Source organism: Streptomyces sp. RLA131 (assembly GCF_056270125.1).
In genome coordinates, this window is record NZ_JBWDOQ010000002.1 from 2964493 (window position 1) to 2988934 (window position 24442).

17 protein-coding genes and 2 pseudogenes are annotated in these 24442 nt (G+C 72.5%); 9 read left to right on the forward strand and 10 right to left on the reverse strand.

Features of this window, described 5'->3' with window-relative positions; all coding sequences use genetic code 11:
* The 4 genes and pseudogenes from RWE79_RS14410 to RWE79_RS14425 all read right to left on the reverse strand — a co-directional run bounded on the left by RWE79_RS14410 (nt 1) and on the right by RWE79_RS14425 (nt 4709).
* Nucleotides 1–714 (reverse strand): cupin domain-containing protein, encoded by a 714-nt coding sequence (locus tag RWE79_RS14410; protein ID WP_475940470.1) that lies wholly within the window; start codon nt 712–714, stop codon nt 1–3.
* Nucleotides 708–1631 (reverse strand): DUF6807 domain-containing protein, encoded by a 924-nt coding sequence (locus RWE79_RS14415; RefSeq protein WP_475940471.1) that lies wholly within the window; start codon nt 1629–1631, stop codon nt 708–710. The genes RWE79_RS14410 and RWE79_RS14415 overlap by 7 nt, the downstream gene beginning before the upstream one ends.
* Nucleotides 1631–2770 (reverse strand): Gfo/Idh/MocA family protein, encoded by a 1140-nt coding sequence (locus tag RWE79_RS14420; RefSeq protein WP_475940472.1) that lies wholly within the window; start codon nt 2768–2770, stop codon nt 1631–1633. Before RWE79_RS14420 ends, RWE79_RS14415 begins: the two co-directional genes overlap by 1 nt.
* A gap of 323 nt (nt 2771–3093) precedes the next feature.
* Nucleotides 3094–4709, reverse strand: a pseudogene (locus RWE79_RS14425) (ISAzo13 family transposase).
* 123 nt (nt 4710–4832) lie between these two features.
* On the opposite strand from RWE79_RS14425, the gene RWE79_RS14430 reads away from it, so the two are divergent.
* Together RWE79_RS14430 and RWE79_RS14435 are read left to right on the forward strand one after the other, a co-directional pair.
* Nucleotides 4833–5924, forward strand: a complete 1092-nt coding sequence (locus RWE79_RS14430) for a LacI family DNA-binding transcriptional regulator (protein WP_475940473.1) — start codon at nt 4833–4835, stop codon at nt 5922–5924.
* A 108-nt stretch (nt 5925–6032) separates the two neighbouring features.
* Nucleotides 6033–6698, forward strand: a pseudogene (locus tag RWE79_RS14435) (sugar phosphate isomerase/epimerase family protein); the annotation flags it as partial.
* Here the strand turns inward: RWE79_RS14435 and RWE79_RS14440 are convergent.
* Nucleotides 6691–7665 carry an EamA family transporter gene (locus tag RWE79_RS14440; protein ID WP_475945809.1) on the reverse strand — a complete coding sequence of 325 codons (975 nt, stop codon included), beginning with the start codon at nt 7663–7665 and terminating at the stop codon, nt 6691–6693. The pseudogene RWE79_RS14435 and the gene RWE79_RS14440 overlap by 8 nt on opposite strands.
* A 160-nt stretch (nt 7666–7825) precedes the next feature.
* On the opposite strand from RWE79_RS14440, the gene RWE79_RS14445 reads away from it, so the two are divergent.
* The 3 genes from RWE79_RS14445 to RWE79_RS14455 all read left to right on the forward strand — a co-directional run bounded on the left by RWE79_RS14445 (nt 7826) and on the right by RWE79_RS14455 (nt 10474).
* The gene (locus RWE79_RS14445) at nt 7826–8731 is read left to right on the forward strand and encodes a LysR family transcriptional regulator (protein WP_475940474.1); all 906 of its coding nucleotides are present in this window, start codon (nt 7826–7828) and stop codon (nt 8729–8731) included.
* 71 nt (nt 8732–8802) lie between these two features.
* Complete coding sequence (locus RWE79_RS14450; protein WP_475940475.1) at nt 8803–9702, forward strand: hypothetical protein; 900 nt, start codon at nt 8803–8805, stop codon at nt 9700–9702.
* 112 nt (nt 9703–9814) lie between these two features.
* Nucleotides 9815–10474 carry a hypothetical protein gene (locus RWE79_RS14455; RefSeq protein ID WP_475940476.1) on the forward strand — a complete coding sequence of 220 codons (660 nt, stop codon included), beginning with the start codon at nt 9815–9817 and terminating at the stop codon, nt 10472–10474.
* 45 nt (nt 10475–10519) lie between these two features.
* Here the strand turns inward: RWE79_RS14455 and RWE79_RS14460 are convergent, their stop codons facing one another.
* From RWE79_RS14460 to RWE79_RS14480, 5 genes are all read right to left on the reverse strand, one after another.
* Nucleotides 10520–14308, reverse strand: coding sequence for an ABC transporter ATP-binding protein (locus RWE79_RS14460; protein WP_475945811.1), 3789 nt, complete (start codon nt 14306–14308; stop codon nt 10520–10522).
* Nucleotides 14309–14596: 288 nt separating this feature from the next.
* The gene (locus tag RWE79_RS14465; RefSeq protein ID WP_475940477.1) at nt 14597–15640 is read right to left on the reverse strand and encodes an esterase-like activity of phytase family protein; all 1044 of its coding nucleotides are present in this window, start codon (nt 15638–15640) and stop codon (nt 14597–14599) included.
* A 50-nt stretch (nt 15641–15690) separates the two neighbouring features.
* Nucleotides 15691–17310, reverse strand: a complete 1620-nt coding sequence (locus tag RWE79_RS14470; protein ID WP_475940478.1) for a thiamine pyrophosphate-binding protein — start codon at nt 17308–17310, stop codon at nt 15691–15693.
* Nucleotides 17307–18272 (reverse strand): agmatinase, encoded by a 966-nt coding sequence (speB, locus tag RWE79_RS14475; RefSeq protein ID WP_475940479.1) that lies wholly within the window; start codon nt 18270–18272, stop codon nt 17307–17309. The genes RWE79_RS14470 and speB overlap by 4 nt, the downstream gene beginning before the upstream one ends.
* A 50-nt stretch (nt 18273–18322) precedes the next feature.
* Nucleotides 18323–19783, reverse strand: coding sequence for a sodium:solute symporter family protein (locus RWE79_RS14480; protein ID WP_475940480.1), 1461 nt, complete (start codon nt 19781–19783; stop codon nt 18323–18325).
* A 123-nt stretch (nt 19784–19906) separates the two neighbouring features.
* Here RWE79_RS14480 and RWE79_RS14485 point away from each other — a divergent pair, with 123 nt between their 5' ends.
* The 4 genes from RWE79_RS14485 (at nt 19907) to RWE79_RS14500 (ending at nt 24430) form a co-directional block, all read left to right on the forward strand.
* On the forward strand, nt 19907–21442 hold the full coding sequence (locus tag RWE79_RS14485) for a PucR family transcriptional regulator (RefSeq protein WP_475940481.1): 1536 nt from the start codon (nt 19907–19909) through the stop codon (nt 21440–21442).
* Between the two features lie 79 nt (nt 21443–21521).
* Nucleotides 21522–22319 (forward strand): phosphatase, encoded by a 798-nt coding sequence (locus RWE79_RS14490; protein WP_475940482.1) that lies wholly within the window; start codon nt 21522–21524, stop codon nt 22317–22319.
* A gap of 336 nt (nt 22320–22655) precedes the next feature.
* Nucleotides 22656–23318 (forward strand): response regulator, encoded by a 663-nt coding sequence (locus RWE79_RS14495; RefSeq protein WP_475940483.1) that lies wholly within the window; start codon nt 22656–22658, stop codon nt 23316–23318.
* Nucleotides 23315–24430 (forward strand): sensor histidine kinase, encoded by a 1116-nt coding sequence (locus RWE79_RS14500; protein ID WP_475940484.1) that lies wholly within the window; start codon nt 23315–23317, stop codon nt 24428–24430. The genes RWE79_RS14495 and RWE79_RS14500 overlap by 4 nt, the downstream gene beginning before the upstream one ends.
* Nucleotides 24431–24442 lie beyond the last annotated feature (12 nt).

Consider the following 24442-nt stretch of genomic DNA (forward strand, 5'->3'; position numbering starts at 1 on the left):
CTACTGGCCGCCGTACTCGTCGCGGCGGCCGCACATGCCGTAACCGCCCCGGCGGGAAGGGCCGGTGCTGACGACGGCCGCCCGGGCCAGATGGGCGGGGTCTCCCGCGACGAGTGCGGCCAGCTGCTCGCCGGTGCGGTGGGCGGCGGCGAGCGGACCGGCACGCCACGGCGCCTGCCAGGAACCGGCCTTGGGGGCGACGAGGCGAACCGCCGCGCGGTGGAACTCCAGCAGCGGTCCGGGGTCACCGGACGTGACCGCCTCACGAAGGCCGAGGTAGCCCTCGACGGCCAGATCGCGGCGGCGGCGGGCGGCCTCGGCGCCGTCCGGGGGCGCGGCCTCGCGGGCGTAGACGCCGGGGTCGGCGAGCACACCGGGCGGGAAGGTGAAGACGGCGTCGCCGGCCTCCGGGAGGCCGGAGTTCTCCATCAGGACGGTGACGCGCAGGTCGTCGCCCTGGACCATGCGGTGGACGGTGCCGGGGGTGAACCACACCAGCGAGCCCGGTTCCAGCGGGGTGCTGCGGTAGCCGTCGGCGGCGGTGAGGGTCTCGACGGCGCCCCGGCCGCCGGTCACGACATACGCCTCCGTGCACGCCAGATGCATATGGGGGCTGCCACCGCAGACGCCGTCGGCGGCCTCCCAGTCATAGGGCCGCAGATGGGAGAGGCCAATGGCGCCGGGGAGCGGCGGGGAGGCGGCCGGGGTCACCACGGAATGCCCTTGAGGTAATGCCCGGTGCGCTCGGCGTCCCAGCTGCCGTCGGCGACGATCACCCGGTAGCGGTAGGCGAAGGACTCGCCGGGCGCAAGCTCGAACTCCTCGTGGAACGCCCAGGAGACGGCGACGGTGGGCGTGGGCTGCTCGCGTACGAACCAGTGCGACGCGTGGATGGCGTCGGTGTTCTCGGGGGCATGGGCGAAGACGAGGGTCGAGGAGGCGTCGACCTCGTCGTGGAGTGCGCCGAAGGAGAGCCAGGGCGCCTGCTGCCCCATGGTGGCCGCCTCCCCGGCGAGCCCGCCACCGGCCAGGACGGTGCCCTCGTTGAAGTCACGGGGGCCGCGCCAGTGCAGGCCGGTGTACCCGGCCATCTCACGGCCCGCGGTGGTGGGGCTGCCGAAGCGGAGCGGCTCCTGACGGGCGTTGGTGAGGTGGATGGCCCAGTCCAGTACCCAGGCGCCCTCGGCGGCGTCTACCGAGTGGACGGTGATGTCCCGGCGTTCGTCGCACCAGCGCTCCGTGGTGTGCGAGAGCCAGCTGAGCCGCTCGGTGAAGGCCAGGCTGTCCGCGCCCGCGTCGAAGGCCTCGAAGGCGTCATGGCGCATGGAACCGACCCGCTCCGGCACCCGCTGGTAGCCCCGGTCGGGGCCGAGGTAGGAGTTGCCGCCCCAGAAGTTCTGGCCGGACAGATGGCTGGCGGTCATCTGCAGACCCTTGTGCCAGCGGTGGTCGTTGGGGCGGTAGCCGGTGACGACGTGTCCGGCGAGGGTGCGTACGGGGTGGGCGTACGGCTTGCGCGACTCGTAGGGCTCCGGGTCGGGCCGGTAGACGTACGACAGCAGCTCGGTGCCGCCCGAGGAGACGGAGACGCGCTCGCCGTGGGTGTGCGTGACGCTGATCGGGTCGCCCATCAGGACTCCTTCCGGAACGACTGCGGAGCCCACTGCGGATGGCCGCCGTGCAAGTGGCTGTAGTACGGGTCGCCGGGGCCGATCTCGCCCGCGAACACCGGCTGTCCGGTGAACGCCGACTTGTAGAGCGCGGCCACGAACTCCAGGCTTGTCCGGCCGTCGGGGCCGGACGCACGCGGGCGGCGGCCCTCCGCCATGGCGTCCAGAAGTTCACCTGTCTGGGCGATATGAGAGCTCGGGACGTCGACGGCGGGATGCCGCCAGCCCTCGACGCGATCGTGGTCGGCGGCCACATGCGGAGCCGGGGTGTAGCGCCAGTTGTCGTTGCGGTGGCCGTAGAGGTGGACGAGTTCGACCGTGGCGTCCGCGCAGTCGATACGGATACGGCTCACCTCATCCGGTGAGTGGACGCTGTTGACGACCGTGCCGAGGGCCCCGCCGGGGAAGCGGACGGTGGCGACGGAGACGTCCTCGGTCTCGACGTCGTGGACGAGGCGGGCGGCCATGGCGCGGATCTCGGACCAGCCGCCGAGCAGGTCCAGCATCAGGTCGATCTGGTGGATTCCGTGGCCCATGGCCGGGCCGCCGCCCTCGCTGGCCCAGGTGCCGCGCCAGGGCACGGAGTAGTAGGCGGTGTCGCGGTGCCAGGTCGTCTGGCAGTGGACGACCCGGGGGGCGCCGAGTTCGCCGGCGGCGAGCAGCTCGCGGGCATGGGTGGCGCCGGAACCGAAGCGGTGCTGGAAGACGATGGCTGCGTACGGGCCCGATTCGGCACCCTCGGCCGCGGTGATCTCGTCGTACTCCTGGAGGGAGAGACAGGGCGGCTTCTCGCAGAGCACCCAGGCCCCGGCGCGCAGCGCGGCCACCGTCTGGTCGCGGTGAAAGGCGGGCGGTGTGCCGATCAGGACGAGGCCGGGGCGCTCGGCCGCCAGCATGGCGTCGAGGTCGGTGTAGCCGGTGACAGCGGGACCGGCCGTCTCACAGAAGGCCTTGAGCCGGTCGGCGTCGATGTCGACGGCCGCGACGAGTTCGACGCGGTCGCCGAAGGCCCGGAGGGCGGGAAGATGGGATCCGGTGACGATGGCGCCGGTGCCGACAACGGCGGCACGGATGCGGGGAGCAGGGTCGTCGGTGGGCACGGGCGGCTCCTCGGCCTCGTCAGTAAGCGCTTGCACGTAGGCTGACACTAGGCGGGTTGCGGGCCCTCGGACAAGGGCCCGTGACGCCGCGGAGATCGACCGGGCCTGCACCAAGGGCTGTCCCGTAATCCCCGGGTGGATCAGCTGGTGGATCAGCGAGCGGCGTCGGAGGCGGCCAGCCGCAAGGCGGCGGAACATCCCCATAGTGGTTCTATTGGGATTTTTCCGCCAACGCCGCGAGTGGCTGTGGCCTGTCAGGAGGCCGTCGGGGATTGCGGGACAGCCCTTAGGGCTTGCAGATGATTAATGTGTTGCTTTGATCTTCAGGTGGGTGGGTTGCTCTGCGCGAGTACACGCGCGTGGAGGGTGGCCAGTTCGGCGGGTGGGGTCGTCGCGGGTGGGATGACGGTTCCGTGCTGGTGGAGCAAGCGCCTGATCTTGTGGAAGGTGCGGTGCACTGCGGCCCGGCTGCTGCCGAACAGCACAGCCAGGGGCTCTGCGGGCAGCCCGAGACGCAGGTGGAGCACGGCGGCCAGGACCTGTTCGGTGAAGGGCAGTTTGGGCGGACGCCCCATTCCGGCACCGGGCTGGGCGTCATGAAGGGCGGCCAGCGCGAGGGTCAGCACATCCAGTTGTTGCCGGAGCATCCCGGTCAGCGCGGGATCGGACAAGAAGTCTGGGTTCCACCCGCTGGTCGGCGCCTGCTCTTCGATGGCTTGGCAGGTGTCGGCGAGCCTGGGGTGCAGGACGTAGTTCCAGTCGCCGTGGAAGGCATGCCGGGTCAGTGGCAAGCCAGCCATGTCCGCGTCGCCGATCCGGACACCGGTCGGATACGTTCCGGTGTCGAGTTCCGCGTGGACGCGCAGGCCGCTGCGGCTGGTGGTCGCGGCGATGGTCTGCACGATGACTTCATGGCTGGTCAGGGGCCTGCCGCGCCAGTTCATGGTGATGTGGGAGAACAGCCGGTGCTCGATCTTGTTCCACTTGGACGTGCCCGGCGGCAGGTGACAGACGGTGATCGTCAGCCCGGTCTCGGCGGCCAGGGCTGCCAGCTCGATCTTCCAGGCTCGTGTCCGGTAGCCGTTGGAACCTCCGGCATCAGCGGTGATCAGCAACCGTGACGCCCGCGGGTAGGTGTCCTGACCCAGGCCGTGCCACCAGCGTCGGATCGAGGCGACCGCGAAGGCGGCGGTGTCGTGGTCACAGCCCACGTTCACCCAGCCGGCATTCGCCGCGAGGTCATAGATTCCATAGGGGACAGCCTTGCCCAGCTCAGGATCGGCGAAGTCGTGCACGCTCACCCGCACCGCCTCGCCGGCAGGCTGCCACTCACGGCCGCTGTTCTTGAACTCGCCGACCAGTTCCTTCTTCTTCGTGTCCACGCTGATCACAGGCTCGCCCACGTCCCGGTGCTCGCGGACCTGCTCGTTGAGGTAGTGGAACTGTGCGTCCCGGTCAGGGTGCTGCTTCCCCTCCAGGGTCTTGACGTTCCCCTGCAGACTGAAGCCCTCCTCCCGCAGCAGGTCACCGACGGTGTCAGCCGACACCCGGTGCCCTTGCCGGGTGAGCTCGTCCGCCAGCCGACGGGTGGACTTCGTCGTCCACCGCAACGGCGACATCGGGTCCCCCGCTCGTCCGGTTCGACCAGGGCCATCAGCGCAGGCCGCAGCCCAGGGTCCAGATCAGCGAGCTTCTTGCGGCCGCCACCCGACCGGCGCACCCGCCCCAGCGGGGCGCGGCCCGACTCCAAATCGGCCACACCCTTCGAGACGGTCACCTCACTGACCCCCGCCGCCAAGGCCACGGCCCGGACCCCGCCATGACCCAGAGCCTGGGCTTCAGCTCCTATCGCCAGACGGCGCTGCCGCTCGTCCAGATGCGGAAGCAACACCGCGAACTTCCCAGCGAGTTGAGACCGCGTCCCCTCCGATACGCCCATGCCACACCAACGAGCACCGCAACAAGAAGCAACACGTTAATCATCTGCAAGCCCTTAGGTGAGAGCATGTGCCGCGACGGGCGGAGGGCCCGGGGGGAGAACGACCCGAAGGATGCAGAAAAGATGGCAGTGACCCTGGCCGACGTCGCGGCGCGTGCCGGAGTGTCCGCCGCGACCGTGTCCCGTGTACTGAACGGCAACTACCCCGTCGCAGGCAGCACCAAGGAACGGGTGCTGCGGGCCGTCGAGGACCTCGACTACGTGGTGAACGGGCATGCCCGTGCCCTGGCCGCCGCCACCTCCGACCTGGTGGGCGTGCTGGTCAACGATGTCGCCGACCCCTTCTTCGGACTGATCGCGAGCGCCGTGCAGGGCGAGATCAGCGAGACGGACGTGCCGGGGGGCGGCAAGCTCGCCGTGGTCTGCAACACCGGCGGCTCCGCCGAGGCCGAGCTGAACTATCTGACGCTGCTGGAGCGGCAGCGCGCGGCCGGCGTCGTCCTGACCGGCGGCGCCGTCGAGGGCACCGAGCACACCGACGCGGTGGCCGGCCGGCTGGCCCGGCTCGCGGCCTCCGGCACCCGGATCGTGCTGTGCGGAAGGCCGCCCCTGCAGCCGCTGCCCGCCCCGCTCGCGGAGTCGACGGCCGAGCCCGTGATAACCGTGGCCTTCGACAACCGCGGGGGCGCGCAGCGACTCACCGAGCATCTCCTGGCACTCGGCCACCGCACGATCGGGTACGTGGCCGGTCCCGCCGAGCGGACCACCACCCGGCACCGCCTCGAAGGCCACCGTGCCGCGCTGGCCGCGGCGGGCGTCGGCGGTTCCCCCGCCGAGCTGGAGCGGCTCACCGTGCACGGCTACTACGACCGGTCCTCCGGCTACGACGCCGCGCTCGAACTGCTGCGCCGGGAGCCCGGACTCACCGCGGTGGTCGCCGCCAACGACACGGTCGCGCTCGGTGTCTGCGCCGCGCTGCGCGACCAGGGGCTGCGGATCCCCGAGGACGTGTCCGTCGCGGGCTTCGACGACCTGCCGTTCAGCGTCGACGCCGTGCCAGCGCTGACGACCGTACGGATCCCCCTCCAGGAGGCCGGGGCCCGGGCCGGGCGGCTGGTCATGGGACGCCAGTCACCCCCGCCGGGCGGAGTGGCCACCGTCCGCACCGAGTTGATGGTGCGGGCCTCCACCGGCGCGCCGCGCACGCAGCGCTGACGGCTGCGCGCGCGACGCTGACGGCCGGAACCGGTCCGGCTCCGACCCGGGCCCGGCGCGGAGCCTCGCGCAACGCCGGGCCGGGGCGGGTGTTGTACCGTCCGAAGGATGAAACTCGCATTCTCGACCCTCGGTGTGCCCGCTCTTCCCGTCCGCGATGTGCTCCAACTCGCCGCCGACCACGGCTTCCACGGCGTGGAACTGCGTGCGGCGGCGGACGAGGAACCGGTGCACACCGGGCTGACGGCCGCTCAACGGGCCGAGGTGGCTACCACTTTCCGTACAGCCGGCGTCGAGGTCACGGGCATCGCCTCGTACACGAAGGCCGCGGCATCGGGTGACGACGAGCCGGTACTCGTTTCGCTGCGTGCGCATGCGGACCTCGCCGCCGATCTCGGCTCCTCCTATGTGCGGGTCTTTCCCGGAGCCGACGGTCCCGACGGCGACGCGATCGCCGCCCGGCGGCTCGCCGCGGTGGCTCCGTACGCCGCCGACCGGGGCGTACGGCTGCTCCTGGAGACGCACGACTCGCACCGTACGGGTGGCGACGTGGCCCGGATCCTCGGCCTGGTGGGACACCACGGGGCGGGAGCGCTGTGGGACGTGATGCACACCTGGCTGGGCGGAGAGCAGCCTGCGGCTTCGTACAAGGCACTGGCCCCGTACCTCGGATACGTGCAGGTCAAGGACATCACATCGGCCGAGGACACCACTCCGCTGCCGCTGGGCGCGGGGGTGCTGCCGCTGGCGGAGACCGTGGAGCAGCTCAGCCGCGAGGGGTGGGACGGCTGGCTGTGCTGGGAGTACGAGAAGCGGTGGTATCCGCAGGCAGCGGAGCTTCCGGATCTGCTGGGGCCGGCCCGGGAGTATCTGATGCGGCTGCTCGACGACTCGGCCTGACCGTCGTCGCCGCGACACCACCGACCAGCAGTACGGCCGCGGCCCAGCGCAGCGGGCCGATGCCCTCACCGAGCAGGAACGCGGCCGACGACATGCCGAACACCGGCACGAGCAGCGAGAACGGGGCGACCGCGGAGGCGTCGTACGTACGCAGCAGAAAGCCCCACACGCCGAAGCCGAAGACCGTGGTGACCCAGGCGACGTAGACGATGGCTCCGGCGCCGCTCCAGTCCAGGCCGCTCAGGGCTTCGAGGTCGGCGCCGGGGCCCTCGAAGAGCAGGGAGAGGACCAACAGCGGCAGCGGGGGCACCATGCTGACCCACACCATCCAGCTGAGGGCGTCGGGCGGGGCGGCCTTGCGGGTGAGGACGTTGGACACACCCCAGAAGGCGGCGGCCGCGATGACCAGGGCGAAGGCGCCGAGCGGGCCGGAGGCTCCTTCGTCGACGGCCGCCAGCACGATGCCGCCGAAGGCCACGGCCATACCGGCCAGGCGGGCCCGGCCGGGGCGTTCGCCCAGCAGCGTGATGGCCAGCAACGCGGTGAAGACGGCCTGGATCTGGAGAACGAGGGAGGACAGGCCGGCCGGCATGCCCTGGTTCATCCCGATGAAGAGCAGGCCGAACTTGGCGACACCGAGGGTGAGTCCGACGGAGACGATCCAGCGCAGGGCGACCTTGGGGCGGGGAACGAAGAAGACGGCCGGTACGGCGGCGACCAGGAAGCGCAGTGCGCAGAAGAGCAGCGGCGGGAAGTGGTCGAGCCCGACGTCGATGACGACGAAGTTGATGCCCCACAGGGCCGCCACGAGGACGGCGAGCGCGAGGTGGGCGGGGCGCATCGCGGCAGGGCCGGCGGCGGGACGGTCGGGGCGGCGGGCGGCTGGGCGCGGGACGGCGGACGATCTCATGGGACCCAGCTTCGCCGTGGCGTAGTGTTCAGCACCAGCGATGATTTCTGCACCGTTGGATTTACGTCTGCTACATGGTGGTGATGAGCCGATGCTCGATCTGGCCCGCCTGCGCGCCCTGCACGCGGTGCACGCGCACGGCTCGGTGGGCGCCGCCGCGACGGCGCTGGGATACACGCCGTCCGCGGTGTCGCAGCAGATCTCCAAGCTGGAGCGGGAGACCAGGACGCGGCTGCTGGAGCGGCGTGGGCGCGGGGTCGCGCTGACCGACGCCGCACAGTTGCTGGTCGCGACCGCGCAGCAGCTGATGTCGATCGTGGAGGAGGCGGAGGTCGCGCTGGAGGAACAGCGCGGGCGGCCCGCCGGACGTCTGACGATGGCAGCCTTCCCGACCGCCGCCTGCGGGCTGCTGCCCGGGGTGCTGGCCGAGCTCACCGCGGCCCATCCGTCCCTGGAACTGCGCCTGATGGAGGTCGACCCTCATCTCTCGGTGGACCTGGTGGCGCGGGGCGTGGTGGATCTGGCGGTGGCCCACGACTGGGACATCGCGCCGCTTCCCTCTCCCGATGGGCTGGAGCGGGCGGTGATCGGCGACGACCGCTGCGACGTGCTGGTACCGGCCGGGCACCGGCTGGCGTCGCGCGGTCACGTCGTACGCGAGGACCTGGCCGACGAGCGGTGGATCTGCCAGCCGCCGGGGACGGTCTGCCACGACTGGCTGGTGCGGACGCTGCGCGAGTCGGGCACCGAGCCGGAGCTGGCCTTCCAGGTGGCCGAGTACCGCACGCAGTTGGCGCTGCTCGCGGCCGGCATCGGCATCGCACTGGTGCCCCGGCTCGGACGCGGGCCGCTGCCCGACGGCGTGGTGGTGGTCCCGCTGGAGCCGATGCCGGTGCGGCGACTGTACGCCGTGTGGCGTACGGGTGCGGCGAGGCGCCCGGCGATCACCGAGGCGGTGCGCGTGTTGCGGGCGCATTGGAGGCCGGAGGGCGGCTGATGGCCGACCATGGGGCCATGGGCCGCATGGAACCGACAGCGAGTCGTCCCCGTCCAACCCGCATGCTGCTGGTGAGCCTTCGCAGAGCGGTGTCGGTGGCGCTGCTGGCCGCGTCGCTGACAACCCTCTCCGCCGCCTGCGGCCGGCAGCAGCCCGCAGCGGGCGCGCCCCCCTCCGACAGCGCCGGTGGCGGTCCGTCCTCCTCCCCGGCCGCTGCGGGATTCCGCCGGATCGAGTTCGCGACGACCGTGCACGGCGTCCCCGACGTGCACACCGTGCTCGACAGCGAGAGCGACCTGGCACGGTTCCCGGGCTACTTCGCGCAAACGGCGCCGGAGATCGCCGAGGAGATCGCCACTCGGGCGGCGAAGACCGACTTCTCGCGCACGGTGCTGGTGGGCTGGTCGAGGACGACGGGCTGCAGCGCGGCCACCGACGCCGTACTCGCTCTTGACGCCTCGAAGCGGCTGGCCCTCGGGGTCGACCAGCCGAGGCCGCCCACGGAGTGTTTCGCGGCCAACCATGTGGTGACGGTCTTCGAAGTGCCGCGCGGGCAGCTGCCGGACCGTCCGCGCTTCGCGCAGGAGGCCGACGAGCGGGCCGATCCCCCGGGTCCCGGGAAAACCATGGCCTTCACCCGGCTGGACACGGCCCCGGGCCGGACCGCCGGTGACGACGCCGGCACCGACGTCACCGGGGCGGGTGACCTCGACAGGTTCCTGAGCCAATTGCCGCGGCGTGGCGCCGCCACCGTGCGCAAGCAGCTCGCCGCCCGCCCCCCGGTGCGCAGCGGCGAACGGCGCATGGCCTACCTGCTGTCCGGCTGCAGGCCCACCGGCGCGGCTCTGCTGATCGGCCCCGGACGGGGGGCGGTGAGCGCGGTGCCGACCGGGGACGAGGGCATCCGCTGCATCCGGGCACAGCACTACGCGGCCGTGATCGCCGTCGCCGGACGTCTGCTGTCCACCTGACCTCATGAGCGTGACCTCGGGAACGCCCTGACGCGGTCCGGCCCGAAGCCCTATCCTCACGAAAGGGGTGCTGCCGCGCATATGCCCCCGGGGGACGCATTGAGGGGCGGTCATGCGCATTTATGCATTTTCCGGTCGGACGCGGCGGGCGGCCCTGCCGCTGACCGTGCTGTTGCTGTGCGGGCCGCTGGTGTCCGGCTGCACGGCGAGTGCCGACGGCGCCGACCCCCCGCCCCGAAAGGCTTCCGGCAGTCCTTCGCGGACCGCGCGGGACGACGGGGTCTTCCTCTCCAAGGGCGAGTGCGCGACCGCCGACCCGGTCGGCGCGTTCCGCGAGGACGACTGCTCCGACCCGGCGGCGACCGCCCGCGTCCTGTACCGGCTGTACGGGCTGCTGCCGGCCTCGCCCACTCCGTCCGTCCCGGCGCTCCCGTCCGCCGTCTCCCGCGCCGGCGACCGCTGCCCCGGGAGTACGGACTTCGTCCTTACCGTCTCGGCCGGCCGTCCCCGGGGCTACGCCTGTATGCGCAACCTCGACCCGCCCCACCCCGGTGACCCGGGCGAGGGCGGCGGCCCCCGCACCGTCACCGGCGACTGCGTCTACACCTCCCGCGAGGGCGAGGTGCGCGAGACGCCCTGTGACGGCTCGCGCAAGCGCAAGCCGCAGTACCGGATCGACTCCGTGGCCGGTAAGCGCCCCGGCTGCCCGGCCGGGACGGCGCTCTACGTGGGCCTGGGGTCGGCGGGGGTCGGCTGCGGCCGCCGGCTGTGACCCGCCGGACGGTGACCTCGTGGCCGGCGGCGTCTCCGGCGGCCGCTAGGCCACCGCCTCCTTGTTCTCGTCCTCGCCGACGAAGGTCCGCCACAGGGAGGCGTAGCGACCGTCCCGCGCCAGCAGTTCGTCATGTGTGCCGTCCTCCACGACCCGGCCGTGGTCGAGGACGACCACGCGGTCGGCCCGGGCGGCCGTGGTGAGCCGGTGGGCGACCACCAGCGTGGTGCGACGCGCCGCGAGGCGGTCGGCGGCCTGGTTGACCAACGCCTCGGTCGCGAGGTCGAGGGCGGCGGTGGCCTCGTCGAGCAGCAGGATGTCGGGGTCGACCAGCTCGGCGCGGGCCAGGGCGATCAACTGCCGCTGACCGGCGGAGAGATTGCGCCCGCGCTCGGCCACGGTGTGCAGAAAGCCACCGTCGAGCGTCGCGATCATCTCGTGCGCGCCGACCGCCCTCGCGGCGGCCTCGACCTCGGCGTCGGTGGCGTCCATCCGCCCGTACGCGATGGCGTCGCGCACCGTCCCGGCGAACAGATACGGCTCCTGCGGTACGACGCCGAGCCTGCGCCGGAAGCCGGTGAGGTCGAGGTCGCGGATGTCGTGCCCGTCGACCAGGACCGTGCCGCCGGTCGGGTCGTAGAAGCGGGCGACCAGCTTGACGAGTGTCGACTTGCCCGCGCCCGTCTCCCCGACGAAGGCGACGCTCTGCCCGGCGGGTATGTGCACGGAGACCCCGGTCAGAGCCTCCGCGGAGTCCTGCGCGTAACGGAAGTGGACGTCGTCGAAGGTGATCTCGCCTCGGAACTCGCCGACCTCGCGCGGGGTGTCGGCGACCGGGGTCGCCGTCGGGGTGTGCAGCAGCTCGCGTATCCGGCCGAGGGAGACCGACGCCTGCTGGTAGCCGTCGAAGACCTGGGACAGCTGCTGGACCGGCGAGAAGAACAGGTCGATGTAGAGCAGATAGGCGACGAGGGCGCCCGCGCTCAGCGTGCCCGCGGTGACCCGGTTGGCGCCGACGATCAGCACCAGGGCGGCTGCCACGCTGGACAGGAACTGGACGAACGGGAAGTAGACGGAGATCAGGAACTGCCCGCGCAGCCGGGCCTGCCGGTAGGCGTCGCTGCGGTCGGAGAAGCGCTCGGCGCCGCCCTCCTCGCGGCGGAACGCCTGCACGATGCGCAGTCCGGCGACATGCTCCTGGAGGTCGGCGTTGACCACGCTGACCCGTTCACGGGCCAGTTCGTAGGCCTTGACGGACTTGCGGCGGAAGACCCAGGTGGTGACGGCGAGGACAGGCAGTGTCGCGAACACCATCAGCGCGAGCTGTACGTCGATGGCGAGCAGCGCGACGAGGATCCCGAAGAAGGTCAGCAGGCTGACGAGCGCGGTGACCAGACCGGTCTGCAGGAAGGTCGACAGGGCGTCGACATCGGTGGTCATCCGGGTCATGATGCGGCCGCTCAGCTCACGCTCGTAGTAGTCGAGTCCGAGCCGGTGCAGGTGCGCGAAGATCTTGACGCGGAGGGTGTAGAGGATGCGTTCGCCGGTGCGGCCGGTGAGCCGGGTGGAGCCCCACTGGGCGGCCCACTGGCCGATGACGATCAGCAGACCCAGCAACGAGGCGGCCCAGACCGCGCCCAGCGCTGCCTGCCGGACGCCGGAGTCGATGCCGTGCCGGATCAGGATCGGCAGCAGCAGCCCCGCGATCGCGTCGACGGCGACCAGGAACAGGCTGAACAGCAGCGGTCGGCGGAAGCCGCGGAGCAGGCTGCGCAGACCGAAGTCCTGTTCGGCGGTACGGGCCTCGGCCTCGTCGACCTCCGGGACGTCGTCGGCGGGCGGCAGCGCGGCGACCTTGGCCAGCAGATCGGGGGTGGCGGGCATCCCGGCCATGGCAGCGGCCATGCTGCCGGGGCCGCCGCGTGCGGCGGTCGCCGCCGCTGCCCCGGCGCCGCTGTCGGTGGCCCGTCCGGCCGCCGTCTCGCGGCGGTCCTCGGGCCACAGCTCCGCGGTGATGCCGCCCTCGGTGGGGGCAGGTGCCTGCCGGAGGGCGACGACCCCGGCCGGGTCGTGGGTGACCACATCCGCGCCGAGCTCGTCCGGGTCGGTGAGCAGCCGCCGGTAGAGCGGACAGCGCGCCTGGAGTTCGTCGTGGGTGCCGAAGTCCTCCAGCCGTCCGGCCTCCAGGACGGCGATGCGGTCGGCCAGGGCGAGGGTGGAGCGGCGGTGGGCGATCAGAAGGGTGGTGCGGCCGGCCATGACCTCGCGCAGTGCGTCATGGATGTCCGCCTCGACCTGGGCATCGACGGCGGAGGTGGCGTCGTCCAGGAGGAGCAGGCGCGGGTCGGTGAGGATGGCCCTGGCGAGGGCGATCCGCTGCCGCTGGCCGCCGGAGAGGGTGAGTCCCTGCTCGCCGACGACGGTGTCGTAGCCGTTGGGCAGGTTGGCGATGAACTCGTGGGCCTGCGCATGCCGGGTGGCGGTGAGGACCTGCTCGTCCGTGGCGTCCGGGTGGCCGTAGGCGATGTTGGCACGGACGGTGTCGGAGAAGAGGAAGCTGTCCTCGGGCACCAGCCCTATGGCGTCGCGCAGTGAGTCGAAGGTGAGGTCGCGGACATCCTCGCCGCCGACCTTCACCGCGCCGCCGGTGGCGTCGTAGAAGCGGGGCAGCAGCAGCGACACCGTCGACTTGCCGCTGCCGGAGGCCCCGACGACGGCGACGGTCTCGCCCGGCTCGATCCGCAGCGACAGGTCGTCGAGCACCGGGCGTTCGGGGTCGTAGCCGAAGCTGACATGGTCGAACTCCACCGTCGCCGGGGCCTCGCGCGGCAGCGCTCGCGAGCCCTCGGCGAGCGTGGGTTCGGTGTCGATGAGCTCCAGCACCCGTTCCACGCCGGCGCGGGCCTGCTGGCCGACGGTGAGCATCATGGTGAGCATCCGGACGGGCCCGGTGAGCTGGGCCAGGTAGGTCGAGAAAGCCACGAAGGTGCCCAGGCTGATCTGGCCGCGGGTGGCCATCCAGCCTCCCAGGGCCAGCATGCCGACCTGGCCGAACGCGGGCACGGCCTGGAGGGCGGGGCTGTAGCGGGCGTTCAGTCTGATGGTGCGCAGCCGGCCGGCGAACAGCTTTCCGCTGACGCTCTCCAGCTTGGCCATCTCCTGCTGTTCCTGCCCGAAGCCCTTGACGACCCGGACCCCGGTGACCGACCCCTCCACGATCCCGGCGACGGCCGCCGCCTGTCCCTGCGCGTACCAGGTGGCGGGGAAGAGCTTGCCGCGGCTGCGGTCGGCCAGGAACCACAGGGCGGGGGCGACTGCCAGCGCTATGACGGTGAGCAGAGGCGACAGGACCAGCATCACGACCAGCGACATCACGAACAGCAGCAGATTGCCCAGCATCATGGGCCACATCCACAGCAGTCCCTGGATCAGCTGGAGATCGCTCGTCGCCCGCCCGACCACCTGCCCGGTGTTCAGCTCGTCCTGCCGGGCACCGTCCAGCCGGGTCAGCGACCGGAACATGTCGGTTCGCAGGTCGTGCTGCACGTCGAGGGCGAGCCGCCCTCCGTAGAAGCGGCGGACATACGTCAGCCCGTAGACGACGAGGGCGGCCGTGATCAGCAGGACCGCCCATGGCGCGAGCGGGCGGTCGTGCGCCACGATCACGTCGTCGATGATCACCTTCGGCACCAGGGGCACCAGCGCCGTGACAGCCATGCCGCCGAGCGACGCGCCCAGCGCCAGCAGCACATTGCGGCGGTACCGCCAGCTGTACGCGATCAGCCTCCGCAGCCAGCCCTGGCTGCCGCCCTCGTCACTGCCCTTCGCCGCCACCCGGATCCTCCCGCTCTGTAAGCCCGTCACCGCAGCATGTGGCAACGCCCTGGCGTGCGGATTTCATCCTGCTGCAACAAAACTAGGGCAGAGGTCCGACATCGGCCGGTCCATGGACCTAGGCCTGTGGATAACTGTGGATTGCCGCGGACAGCTGTGGACAGCTGTGGACGCCAGGCCCTGTCTCACCAATAGCGCCGGCCGCCCGGAGGGCGGGTCCCGCGGCTCCCCCGGCCACCGCCGGGTGGGGGGAGCGTCGCGGGACAGGCGGGATTTGTCGGACAGGGCCTAGGGCAGGCGGCGGGGCAGCCGGACGGTCAGCGAGTACAGCCGGGTGGTCTGGGCGGTGCTCTGGTTGTCGTCGCTGACCAGGAGCAGCCGCAGTGCGCCGCCGGACGAGCGGCCGGTGACGGCGAGGCCCTCGATGTTGTCGAGCAGGGGGTTGGGCTGGGGCTGTTGGGCGGTGGCGCCCAGCGACGGGCAGTCCGCGATGTCGGCGAGGAGGGTCTTGCGGACCAGTCGGACGTCGTCCTGTCCGGTGAGGTCCTCGGTGCCGCCGGTGTCGGTGGCGTGACGGGGGTCGGCGAGGTAGAGGCGGACGGTGTTGCCGACGCCGGAGGTGTAGCCCCGTTCCAGGACGAGCAGGCGGCCGTCCCCGGCCGCGGCGATCTCGGAGATGCCCAGTCCGGTGCCGACGCGGTATCCGTACTGCTCGGCGGGCCGGAAAGCGCTCTTGGAACTGTGCCGCCGCCAGGTCTGGAGGCGCACGATGTCGCTGCTGTCGCCGGAGAGCGCACCCTCCATCGAGGCGATCAGGGTGCGGCCGCCGGGCTGGAGGGCAAGACCTTCGAAGGTGAGGTTCTTGGTGGCGCGGCCGGCGGGGGCGACCAGCAGGGCGGCGGGGACGGGCAGCCGGCCGACGAGCGTGCCGGAGCGGTCGTAGCGGCGGACGGCGGGGGCGGTCTCGTCGGTGACGAGCCGGGTGCCGTCCTGGTCGACGACCAGCGCCTCGGAGTCCAGCGCGGTCCCGGTCTCGTCGGCCAGCTGCACGACACGTACGGGCCGGTGGGTCCTGGCGTCCAGGCCGAAGAGCGAGGACCGGTCGGACAGTGCCGCTGTCGTGCCGTCGGTGTCGACTGCGAGCGCGGACAGATTGCCCACGTAGGTGTCTTCGAAGGTCGTCTTGTCGAGTGCGTCGGAGAAGCCGCTGATGCTCACCGCCGACGAGCAGGCGTTTGTCGCGGCCGGGTGGGCCTCGACCCGGGCTGTGGTGGTACAGCTGATCACCGCGAGTCCGGCGGTGACACACACAAGTGCGGTCCGCATGCGCATGACGGACACCGTAGGCCCCTGCGCATGCGGCCCGCTTGCGTGGCGGCGACCTACCGGTGAACGTGCGTGGGCGCGAACATCCGCAGCAGCGCCGGGAGTACGACGACCGACGGGCCCGGGGCCGCGAGTGCCTCGGCCAGGTCCTCGCGCAGCGACTCCGGTGTCGTACGGACCGCCGGGACCCCGAAGGACCCGGCGAGTGCGACGAAGTCGGGCCGGGCCAGTTCGGTGGCGGTGGCCTCGCCGAAGGCGTCGGTCATGTACTCGCGCAGGATGCCGTAGCCGCCGTCGTCGACGATCAGCCAGGTGACGGGCAGTCCGTACTGCCGGGCCGTGGCGAGCTCCGCTATCGAGTACATGGCGCCGCCGTCTCCCGAGACGGCGAGCACGGGCTTCGCGGGGTCGGCGGCGGCGGCGCCCAGGGCGGCGGGAAAGCCGTAGCCCAGGCCGCCGGCACCCTGGGCGGAGTGCATCGGTCCGGGCCACGCGGACCAGGCCCAGTAGGCGAGGATCGTCATGTCCCAGAAGCTGGGGCTGTCCTGCGGGAGTGCCTCGCGCACATCGGCGAGTATCCGCTGCTCCAGGCCGAGGTCCTGGCCGTCGATACGGTCCCGTACCCGGGCCAGCAGCTCGGCGGCGTCCTTGACCGCGCCGCCGGGGGTACGGGGGCCGGTGAGGTCGCGGAGCGCGGCCAGCGCCGTTCGGGCGTCGGCGTGGATGCCGAGTGCGGGGTGGTTGGACTCCAGCTTGCCGAGGTCGGCCTCGATCTGGACGACCCGGCCGCGCGGGCGGAAGGAGTGGTAGTTCGAGCTCAGCTCGCCGAGGCCGGAGCCGACAACGAGCAGGACGTCGGCCTCTTCGAGGAACTCGGTGGTGTGCCGGTCCTCCAGCCAGGACCGCAGCGACAGCGGGTGCTCCCAGGGGAACGCGCCCTTGCCGCCGAAGGTCGAGGCCACCGGCGCGTCCAGCCTCTCGGCCAGCGCCAGGAGCTCCGCTTCGGCCCCGGACCGTACGACGCCGCCACCGGCCAGGATCACCGGCCGACGGGCCCCCGACAGCAGCCTCGCGGCCTCGGCGAGCAGCTCGGGGCGCGGCTCCAGCGGACGGGGCTCGGCGCGCAGCGCGGTGACCGGCGGGACGGTGACCGGGGCCAGCAGGACGTCCTGGGGGATCTCGACCCAGACCGGCCCGTACGGCACGGTGGCCGCGGACTCCCAGGCGGCGGCGATGGCCGACGGGATCTGGGACGCGGTACGTACGGTGTGCACGGACTTGACGATGTCGCGGAACGACGCCTTCTGGTCGGCCAGTTCGTGCAGATAGCCGTGCCGGCCGCCGCCCAGGCCCGCCACCGGGACCTGGCTGCCGATGGCCAGCACCGGGGCCGACGCGGCGGCCGACTCCTGGAGCGCGGCCAGCGTCATCAGGGCTCCGGGCCCGGTCGACACCAGCAGCGGCGCGGGCCGGCCGGTGACGCGGGCGAAGGCATCGGCGGCGAAGCCCGCGTTGTTCTCCACCCGGAGCCCGACATAGGTCAGCTCCGAGCGGCGCAGCGCGTCGAAGGCGCCCAGCGCGTGCTGTCCGGGCAGGCCGAAGACGGTCGACGCGCCGAGCGCCGTCAGCGATTCGACGACCAGGTCGCCGCCGTTGCGCTCGTGGCCGGGGTTCACGCGCGGCCCGCCGCGATCTGGCGGGACATGATCGTGGTCAGCTCGTACGCGGTGTGGGACGCCGCCACCGAGGTGATCTCGGCGTGGTCGTACGCCGGGGCGACCTCGACGACATCGGCGGAGACCAGGTTGCAGGAGGCGAGCCCGCGCAGGATCTCCAGCAGTTCGCGGGAGGTCAGCCCGCCGGCCTCGGGGGTGCCGGTGCCGGGGGCGTGGGCGGGGTCGAGGACGTCGATGTCGATGGAGATGTAGAGCGGCCGGTCCCCGACACGCTCGCGCAGCTGCTGGGCCACCTCGTCGACGCCGCGCCGCATGACGTCGGCGGAGGTGACGATGCCGAAGCCCATCTTCTCGTCGTCGGTGAGGTCCTGCTTGCCGTACAGCGGGCCGCGGGTGCCGACGTGGGACAGGGCGGAGGTGTCGAGGATGCCCTCCTCGACGGCCCGGCGGAACGGCGTGCCGTGGGTGTACTCGGCGCCGAAGTAGGTGTCCCAGGTGTCCAGGTGGGCGTCGAAGTGCAGCAGGGCGACCGGGCCGTGCCGGCGGGCGACGGCGCGCAGCAGCGGCAGGGCGATGGTGTGGTCGCCGCCCAGCGTCATGAGGCGGGCGCCGGTGCCGAGCAGATCGTCGGCCGCGGCCTGGACCGTCTCGACGGCCTCGTTGATGTTGAACGGGTTGGCCGCGATGTCACCGGCGTCCGCGACCTGGGCGAGCGCGAAGGGCGAGGCGTCCTGCGCGGGGTTGTACGGGCGCAGCAGCCGGCTGGCCTCCCGGATGGCGTTGCCGCCGAAGCGGGCGCCGGGCCGGTAGGACACGCCGCTGTCGAACGGCACCCCGACCACCGCCACGTCGGCGCTGCCGACCTCGTCGAGGCGGGGCAGCCGGGCGAACGTGGCGGGCCCGGCGTACCGCGGGATACGGGACGAGTCGACGGGGCCGCGCGGCTGCTCGGTGCTGCTCATGGTGACTGCCTTCCTTCGTGCGCCTCGTTGCGCCTGGGTGGTTGACGGATTCAGATCTGGGCCGGGGCCGGGGCTTCCGCCGGGGCGGCGGCACGTCCGGCGAGCCGCTCACGCCAGACGGCGAGGACGGCGGCGTCGGTGGGCCGGGTCGCCAGGCTCACGGCGACGTACGCGGCGAGCGAGGCCAGCAGGCCGTAGTAGACGGGCTCATTGGCCAGGATGCCCTTCCAGACCATCAGTCCGACGACGGCGGCGCCGCCGACCACGACCGACGACAGGGCGCCGGACGCAGTGCCGCGCTTCCACAGCAGACCTCCGAGGATCGGCACCAGCAGTCCGCCGACGAGAAGGTTGTACGCGACCGTCAGGGCCTCGACCACGTTGTTCAGGGCGATGGCGGTACAGATGACGGCGATGCCCATGAGCAGGATGAAGACGCGGTTGCCCCGCACCTCGTCGTGGTCCTCGCGCTCGCCGGTGCCGGCGCCGCGCAACCGCGCCCAGATGTCGTTGTTCGCGACCGTCGCGCAGGCGATCAGCGCACCGGACGAGGTCGACATGACCGCTGACAGCGCCGCGGCCAGCACCAGCCCGCGGACGCCCACGGGCAGCGCGTCCTTGACGATCGTCGCGAAGGCGTCGTCGGCCGCGCCCAGCTTCGGGTAGAGGACCCTGGCCGCCGAGCCGATGACCGCGCCGGCCAGCGCGTAGACCAGGCAGTAGACGCCGGCGACCGTGCCGCCGAGCTTGGCGACCTTGTCGCTGCGGGCGGTGAAGACCCGCTGCCAGATGTCCTGTCCGATCAGCATGCCGAAGGTGTAGATCAGCACATAGGTGAAGATCGTCTGGCCGCCGATGCCGAGCGGCGCGAAGTACTCGGCCGGCAGCTGCGCCTTCATCTCGGCGAAGCCGCCCGCCCTGACCACCGCGATCGGCAGCAGGAGCAGCAGCACACCGATCGTCTTGACCACGAACTGCACCATGTCGGTGAGCGTGATCGACCACATCCCGCCGAGTGCGGAGTAGGCGACCACGATGGCCCCACCGAGGATGATCGCGAGTGTGCGGTCCATGCCGAAGAGGACGTCGAAGATGGTCGCGTACGCGATCGTCGAGGTCACCGCGAGCATCAGCGTGTATGCCCACATGACCACGCCGGATATGACCCCGGCGGAGCCGCCGTAGCGCAGATCGAGCATCTCCGAGACGGTGTAGACCCTCAGGCGGGCGATCCACGCCGAGAAGAAGACGCTCAGGGCCAGCAGTCCGAGGCCGATGGAGAACACCATCCAGGCGCCGGACAGGCCGTACCGGTACCCCAGGCCCACACCACCGATGGTGGAGGCGCCGCCGAGGACGATCGCCGCCATCGTGCCGGAGTACATGGCCGGGCCGAGGCGGCGGCCCGCGACCAGGAAGTCGCTCTTGGACCTGGCGCGGCGCATACCCCACCAGCCCATGGCCAGCATGCCGGCCAGGTAGACCACGATCACCGCGTAGTCGACAGCCATGGGCCGTCCTCCGTCCGCTCGCCCGAATCGCATCCGTTCCGTTTGTTGACCATAAGTTGCCGGAAGAGGTCACTGAAGCGTACGTTCCATCCACCCGTAGCAGGCAGAGTGGATGGAACGCACATGCCTCACGCCCAGTCTCCCGGGCCGCCGACCCCGGCCGTACCGCTGTCCGGACTGCTGGCCCGCGCCGACCTCGGCCTGCGCCAGGTGGCCGGGCCGGACGAGGACGTCCCCGTCCGCTGGGTGCACACCAGCGAGATGGAGGATCCGGTCCCCTATCTGCTGGGCGGCGAACTGCTGCTCACCGCGGGGGTCCACTTCCCTTCGGCGGCGGATTCCGGCGCCTACCTCGACCGCTATGTCGCGCGGACGGTCGAGGCGGGTGCGGCGGCGCTCGGCTTCGGCCTCGCCCCCGTGCACGACGAGACGCCCCGTGCGCTGATCGCCGCCTGTGACCGCCACGGGCTGCCCCTGGTGGAGGTCCCGCCCCGCACTCCCTTCACCGCTGTGGCCCGCGCGGTCTGGCAGGCCATGGCCGAGGCCCGGCATCACGAACTGCGCCGCGTCACCGAGGCCCAGCAGTCTCTGGCCGCCGCTGCCGCCCGCCCCGATCCGGTGCCTGCCGTGCTGCGCAGGCTCGCCCGGCGGGTGGCCGGCTGGGCGGCCCTGATCTCACCGGGGGGCGAGGAGCTGTACGCCGCCGGCACCACCCCCGCCGCCGAGGTCCGCGACGCCGCGAGCCGGCTGGCCGGTGCACTCAGCCCGGCCCCGGCGACCGCCACCGACACGGTCGCCGGTATGCAGCTGGCGGCCTACGCCCTCGTGGGCGGCGCCCCCAGCGAGCGGCCGACGCTCGTGGTCGTCACCGAGCGGCGCGATCCCTCCGACCACACCATCGCGAACGTCGCCGCTGTCCTGCTCTCGCTGCTCACCGGTCCGCATCTGGGGACGGCGGAGGCCGGGCGGTCGGCCGCCCTGGTCAGGCTGCTCCTCGGCGGGTCGGCCGAGGAGGCGGCCCCGCTCCTGGGGCCGCAAGCGGGATGGACGGTCGTCCACGCCCTGCGCCGCGGTTCGGCCGCCGAGCCACTGGCGGCGGCCGCGCTCGGCGCCGCGCTGGGCACCGCCCTGATCGACACGCAGCCATGCGCAGGCGCAGGCCCAGACACCGAAACCGAAACCGAAACCGGCACCGGCACCGGCACCGGCACCGGCACCGTGAGGCTGCTCCTGCCCGCCGGGCGCGAGGTGCCGGCCCAGCCCGGGTGGACACTCGGGGTGAGCGGCACGGTGAACCCGTCCGAGCTGCCGGCCGGCGACGCCCAGGCCGCGGGCGCGCTGCGCAGGGCGGTGGCCAAGCGCTCCGCCCTGGCCCGGCACGGCGGGGGTGGGACGGGGGTGGCCGGGCTGGTCTCCCCCGACGAGGCCCGCGAGCACGCCCGGACGGTGCTCGCACCGATCGCGGGCTCGGCGGCCCTCCTGGAGACCCTGCGCACCTGGCTCTCCCTGCACGGCAGCTGGGACCGCACGGCCGTGGCCCTCCAGGTGCACCGCAACACGGTGCGCCAGCGGATCGCCCGGGCGGCGGCGCTCCTGGAGACCGATCTGGACGATCCCGACACCCGTATGGAGTTGTGGTTCGCGCTGCGCTGGTTCTGACGGCGCGGCAGCAGGTCACACCTCGGCGTCGATCGGATGCTCCCCGCACGCCCGTCCGGGGGCACGGGACAATGGACGTATGTCCTTCGTCACCGCACCGTCCCGCCAGTCCCTCGTCGAGCATCTCGTGCGCACCCGCATAGCCGGCGATGTCGCCACTCCCCGCGAGAACAACCTGTCGCACTACCGCAAGCTCGCCCAGGGGGACAGATACTTCTGGTTCGGGCTGGAGCTGGGTGACCGGTGGACGGACGAGCAGGACGTACTCGCGGTGATGGCCGAGCGCTGCGGGGTCGATGACGATCCGGCGCGGCGCGCGGGGCAGGACACGATCGACCCGGAGCTGACCATCGACGGACTGGACCGCGCGGCCACCCGGCTGCGCAAGGCCGTGGACGGGGGACAGCGCGTGCTCTTCGCGACCGGCCACCCCGGCGGGCTGCTCGATGTCCACCGCAAGACAGCCGCCGCCATGCGCGCGGCCGGCTGCGAGATCGTCCGGATCCCGGGCGGCCTGAGCGCGGACGAGGGCGGGGTCTTCCAGTTCTGCGACGTCGCGATGCTGGAACGCGGCGCCACACTCTGGCACACCCACTCCCCGGCGCCCATGGCGGCCATTCTGAACGCCCTCCAGGAGCGCGGAGAGCCCCTGCCGGACCTCGTCGTCGCCGACCACGGCTGGGCCGGATGCGCGGGCCAGCGCGGTATCGACACGATCGGTTACGCCGACTGCAACGACCCCGCGCTCTTCGTCGGCGAGGCGGAAGGCACGCTCTCCGTCACCATCCCGCTCGACGATCACGTCGTCGATCCGCGGTTCTACGACCCGATGACCGCCTACCTCCTGGACGCGGCGGGCCTCGAACCGCAGTCCTGAGCCCGGCGGGGTGCCGGCGCCGCCCTCAGCCGCGTATGAGATGCCAGGCGGTGAACACCGGCCCGGCGCCCGCGCACCGGCCCGGCCGGCCGACGTGGGCCCGCCGTCGGACCGCCCGCGCGTGGGTGCTGTCGGCAGACGTCATGGCTCCCCCGTGGTCTCCCCGTAAGTCCCCTGTCCCCCGTGCGGACCGCGACATGCGACGCTTCACGCCGCTCGTTACGATCACGATCGATTCTGCCGGTCCGACGCCGCCCGCGGAATCGTCCCAGGGGCGGAGATGGGTCTCCTCCCACGAGTGGAGACCAGGCACATCCGGAGAGAGGCGCGACTACGGTGGTACGAGTGGCAATCGTCGATGACGAAGCGCTGGTCAGGACTGCTTTGCGACAGATCCTGGAGTCCGCGGGCGACATCAGCGTGGTCGTCGACTGCGACAGCCGGGCCGCCGTCACGGCAATCCGCGACGCCGCGCCGGACCTGGTGCTCCTGGACGCCGTCATGCCAGACCCGGACGGTCTCACCGTGCTGCGGGCCGTACGGGCGCTGCCGGACCCTCCGGCGGTGGCGATGCTCACCGCCTTCGACACCAGCGGCCACATCTCCGCCGCGATGCGCGGGGGCGCGACCGGTTTCCTGCTCAAGGACACGGCCGCCGGCACACTCATCGACGCCGTTCGGGTGCTGGCCCGCGGCGGCACCGTTCTCACGCCGACCGTCGGTCGCGCCGTCGTCGACGGCTACCTCGACACCTCACGGCCCGCGGTGCCGGCCGAGGACGCGGCGGCGCTGGCCCGGCTCACCGACCGCGAGCGGGAGGTGCTGCGGCTGGTCGCCGCCGGGCTGCCGAACGCGGAGATCGCCGGGCGGCTGCACATCACCCTGGCGACGGTGAAGGACCACGTACAGGCGCTGCTGCGCAAGCTCGATGTGCCCAACCGGGTGCGCGCGGCCCTGCTGGCACACCGCGCCGGCCTGGTCGCGGAGGACACCGGGTGAAGTGGCGGTGGCGGCCGGTCGCCCTGGACAGCGCGCTGGTCGCCCTCACGGCGGTCGAGGCATGGGCCACCCGCTCCATGGGCGGGCCCTACGCGCTCACCGCCGGCTGCGTCGCCGCGGGCGCGCTCGCGCTGCGCCGCCGGCTGCCGCTGCCGGTGTTCGCGGTCACCCTGCCGGCCCTGTCGCTGGGCTACATGTGGCTGGCGCCCATGGCGGCGCTCTACACCGTCGCGGCCGGTGAGCGGCGGCGCGCGATCGTCGCCGGATGCGCGGCCGCCGTCGCCGTCGTGTCCTTCTTCCCGTGGCCCTGGCTGGGCCACGTCGACTGGGAACCGGCCGCCACGGTCCTGGCCGGCCTGCTGTCGTTGCTGCTGGCGACCGCGCCGACGACACTGGGGCTGCTGGCCCAGTCCCGGCGGGAGCTGACCGGGCGGCTTGCCGAGCTGGCGGCCGGCCGGGAGCGGGAGCGGCAGCTCGCGGCCGCGCAGGCGGTCGTACAGGAACGGACCCGGCTGGCCCGGGAGATGCACGACACGGTCGCGCACCACATCAGTCTGATCGCGGTGCAGTCCGGAGCCCTTGAGGTGACCGCCCGGGGGGACGACGCGCGCGCGGCGGCCGGCGCGGTCCGGCAGCTGAGCCGCGACGCGCTGGACGAGCTGCGGCGGATGGTCGGGCTCCTGCGGCTCCCCGTGGACATCCGGCAGCCGCAGGACGGGCTCGGTCTGGCCGACCTGCCGGCGTTGCTCGAGGCGGCCGGGCCCGAGGCGCGCGGCGACCTCGCAGCGGCCGGGGAGGAGATCTGCCCGCCCGCGGTGCAGCACGCGGCGTACCGCACGGTGCAGGAGGCGCTCACGAACGTGCGCAAGCACGCGCCCGGCGCGCATGCGCAGGTCACCGTACGGCTCGTCGCGGACGAGTTGCTGGTAGACGTGCGCAACGGGCCGGGTGCCGGGGCACCGGGTCCGGCTCTGCCTTCCGGCGGCCACGGCCTCACCGGTCTGCGGGAGCGTGCCGCCCAGCTCGGCGGCACGCTCCACGCCGGACCGGAGCCGGGCGGCGGCTTCCTGGTACGGGCGGTCCTGCCGCTGCACGGGGCGGCCATGCCCTAGCCACCACACGGC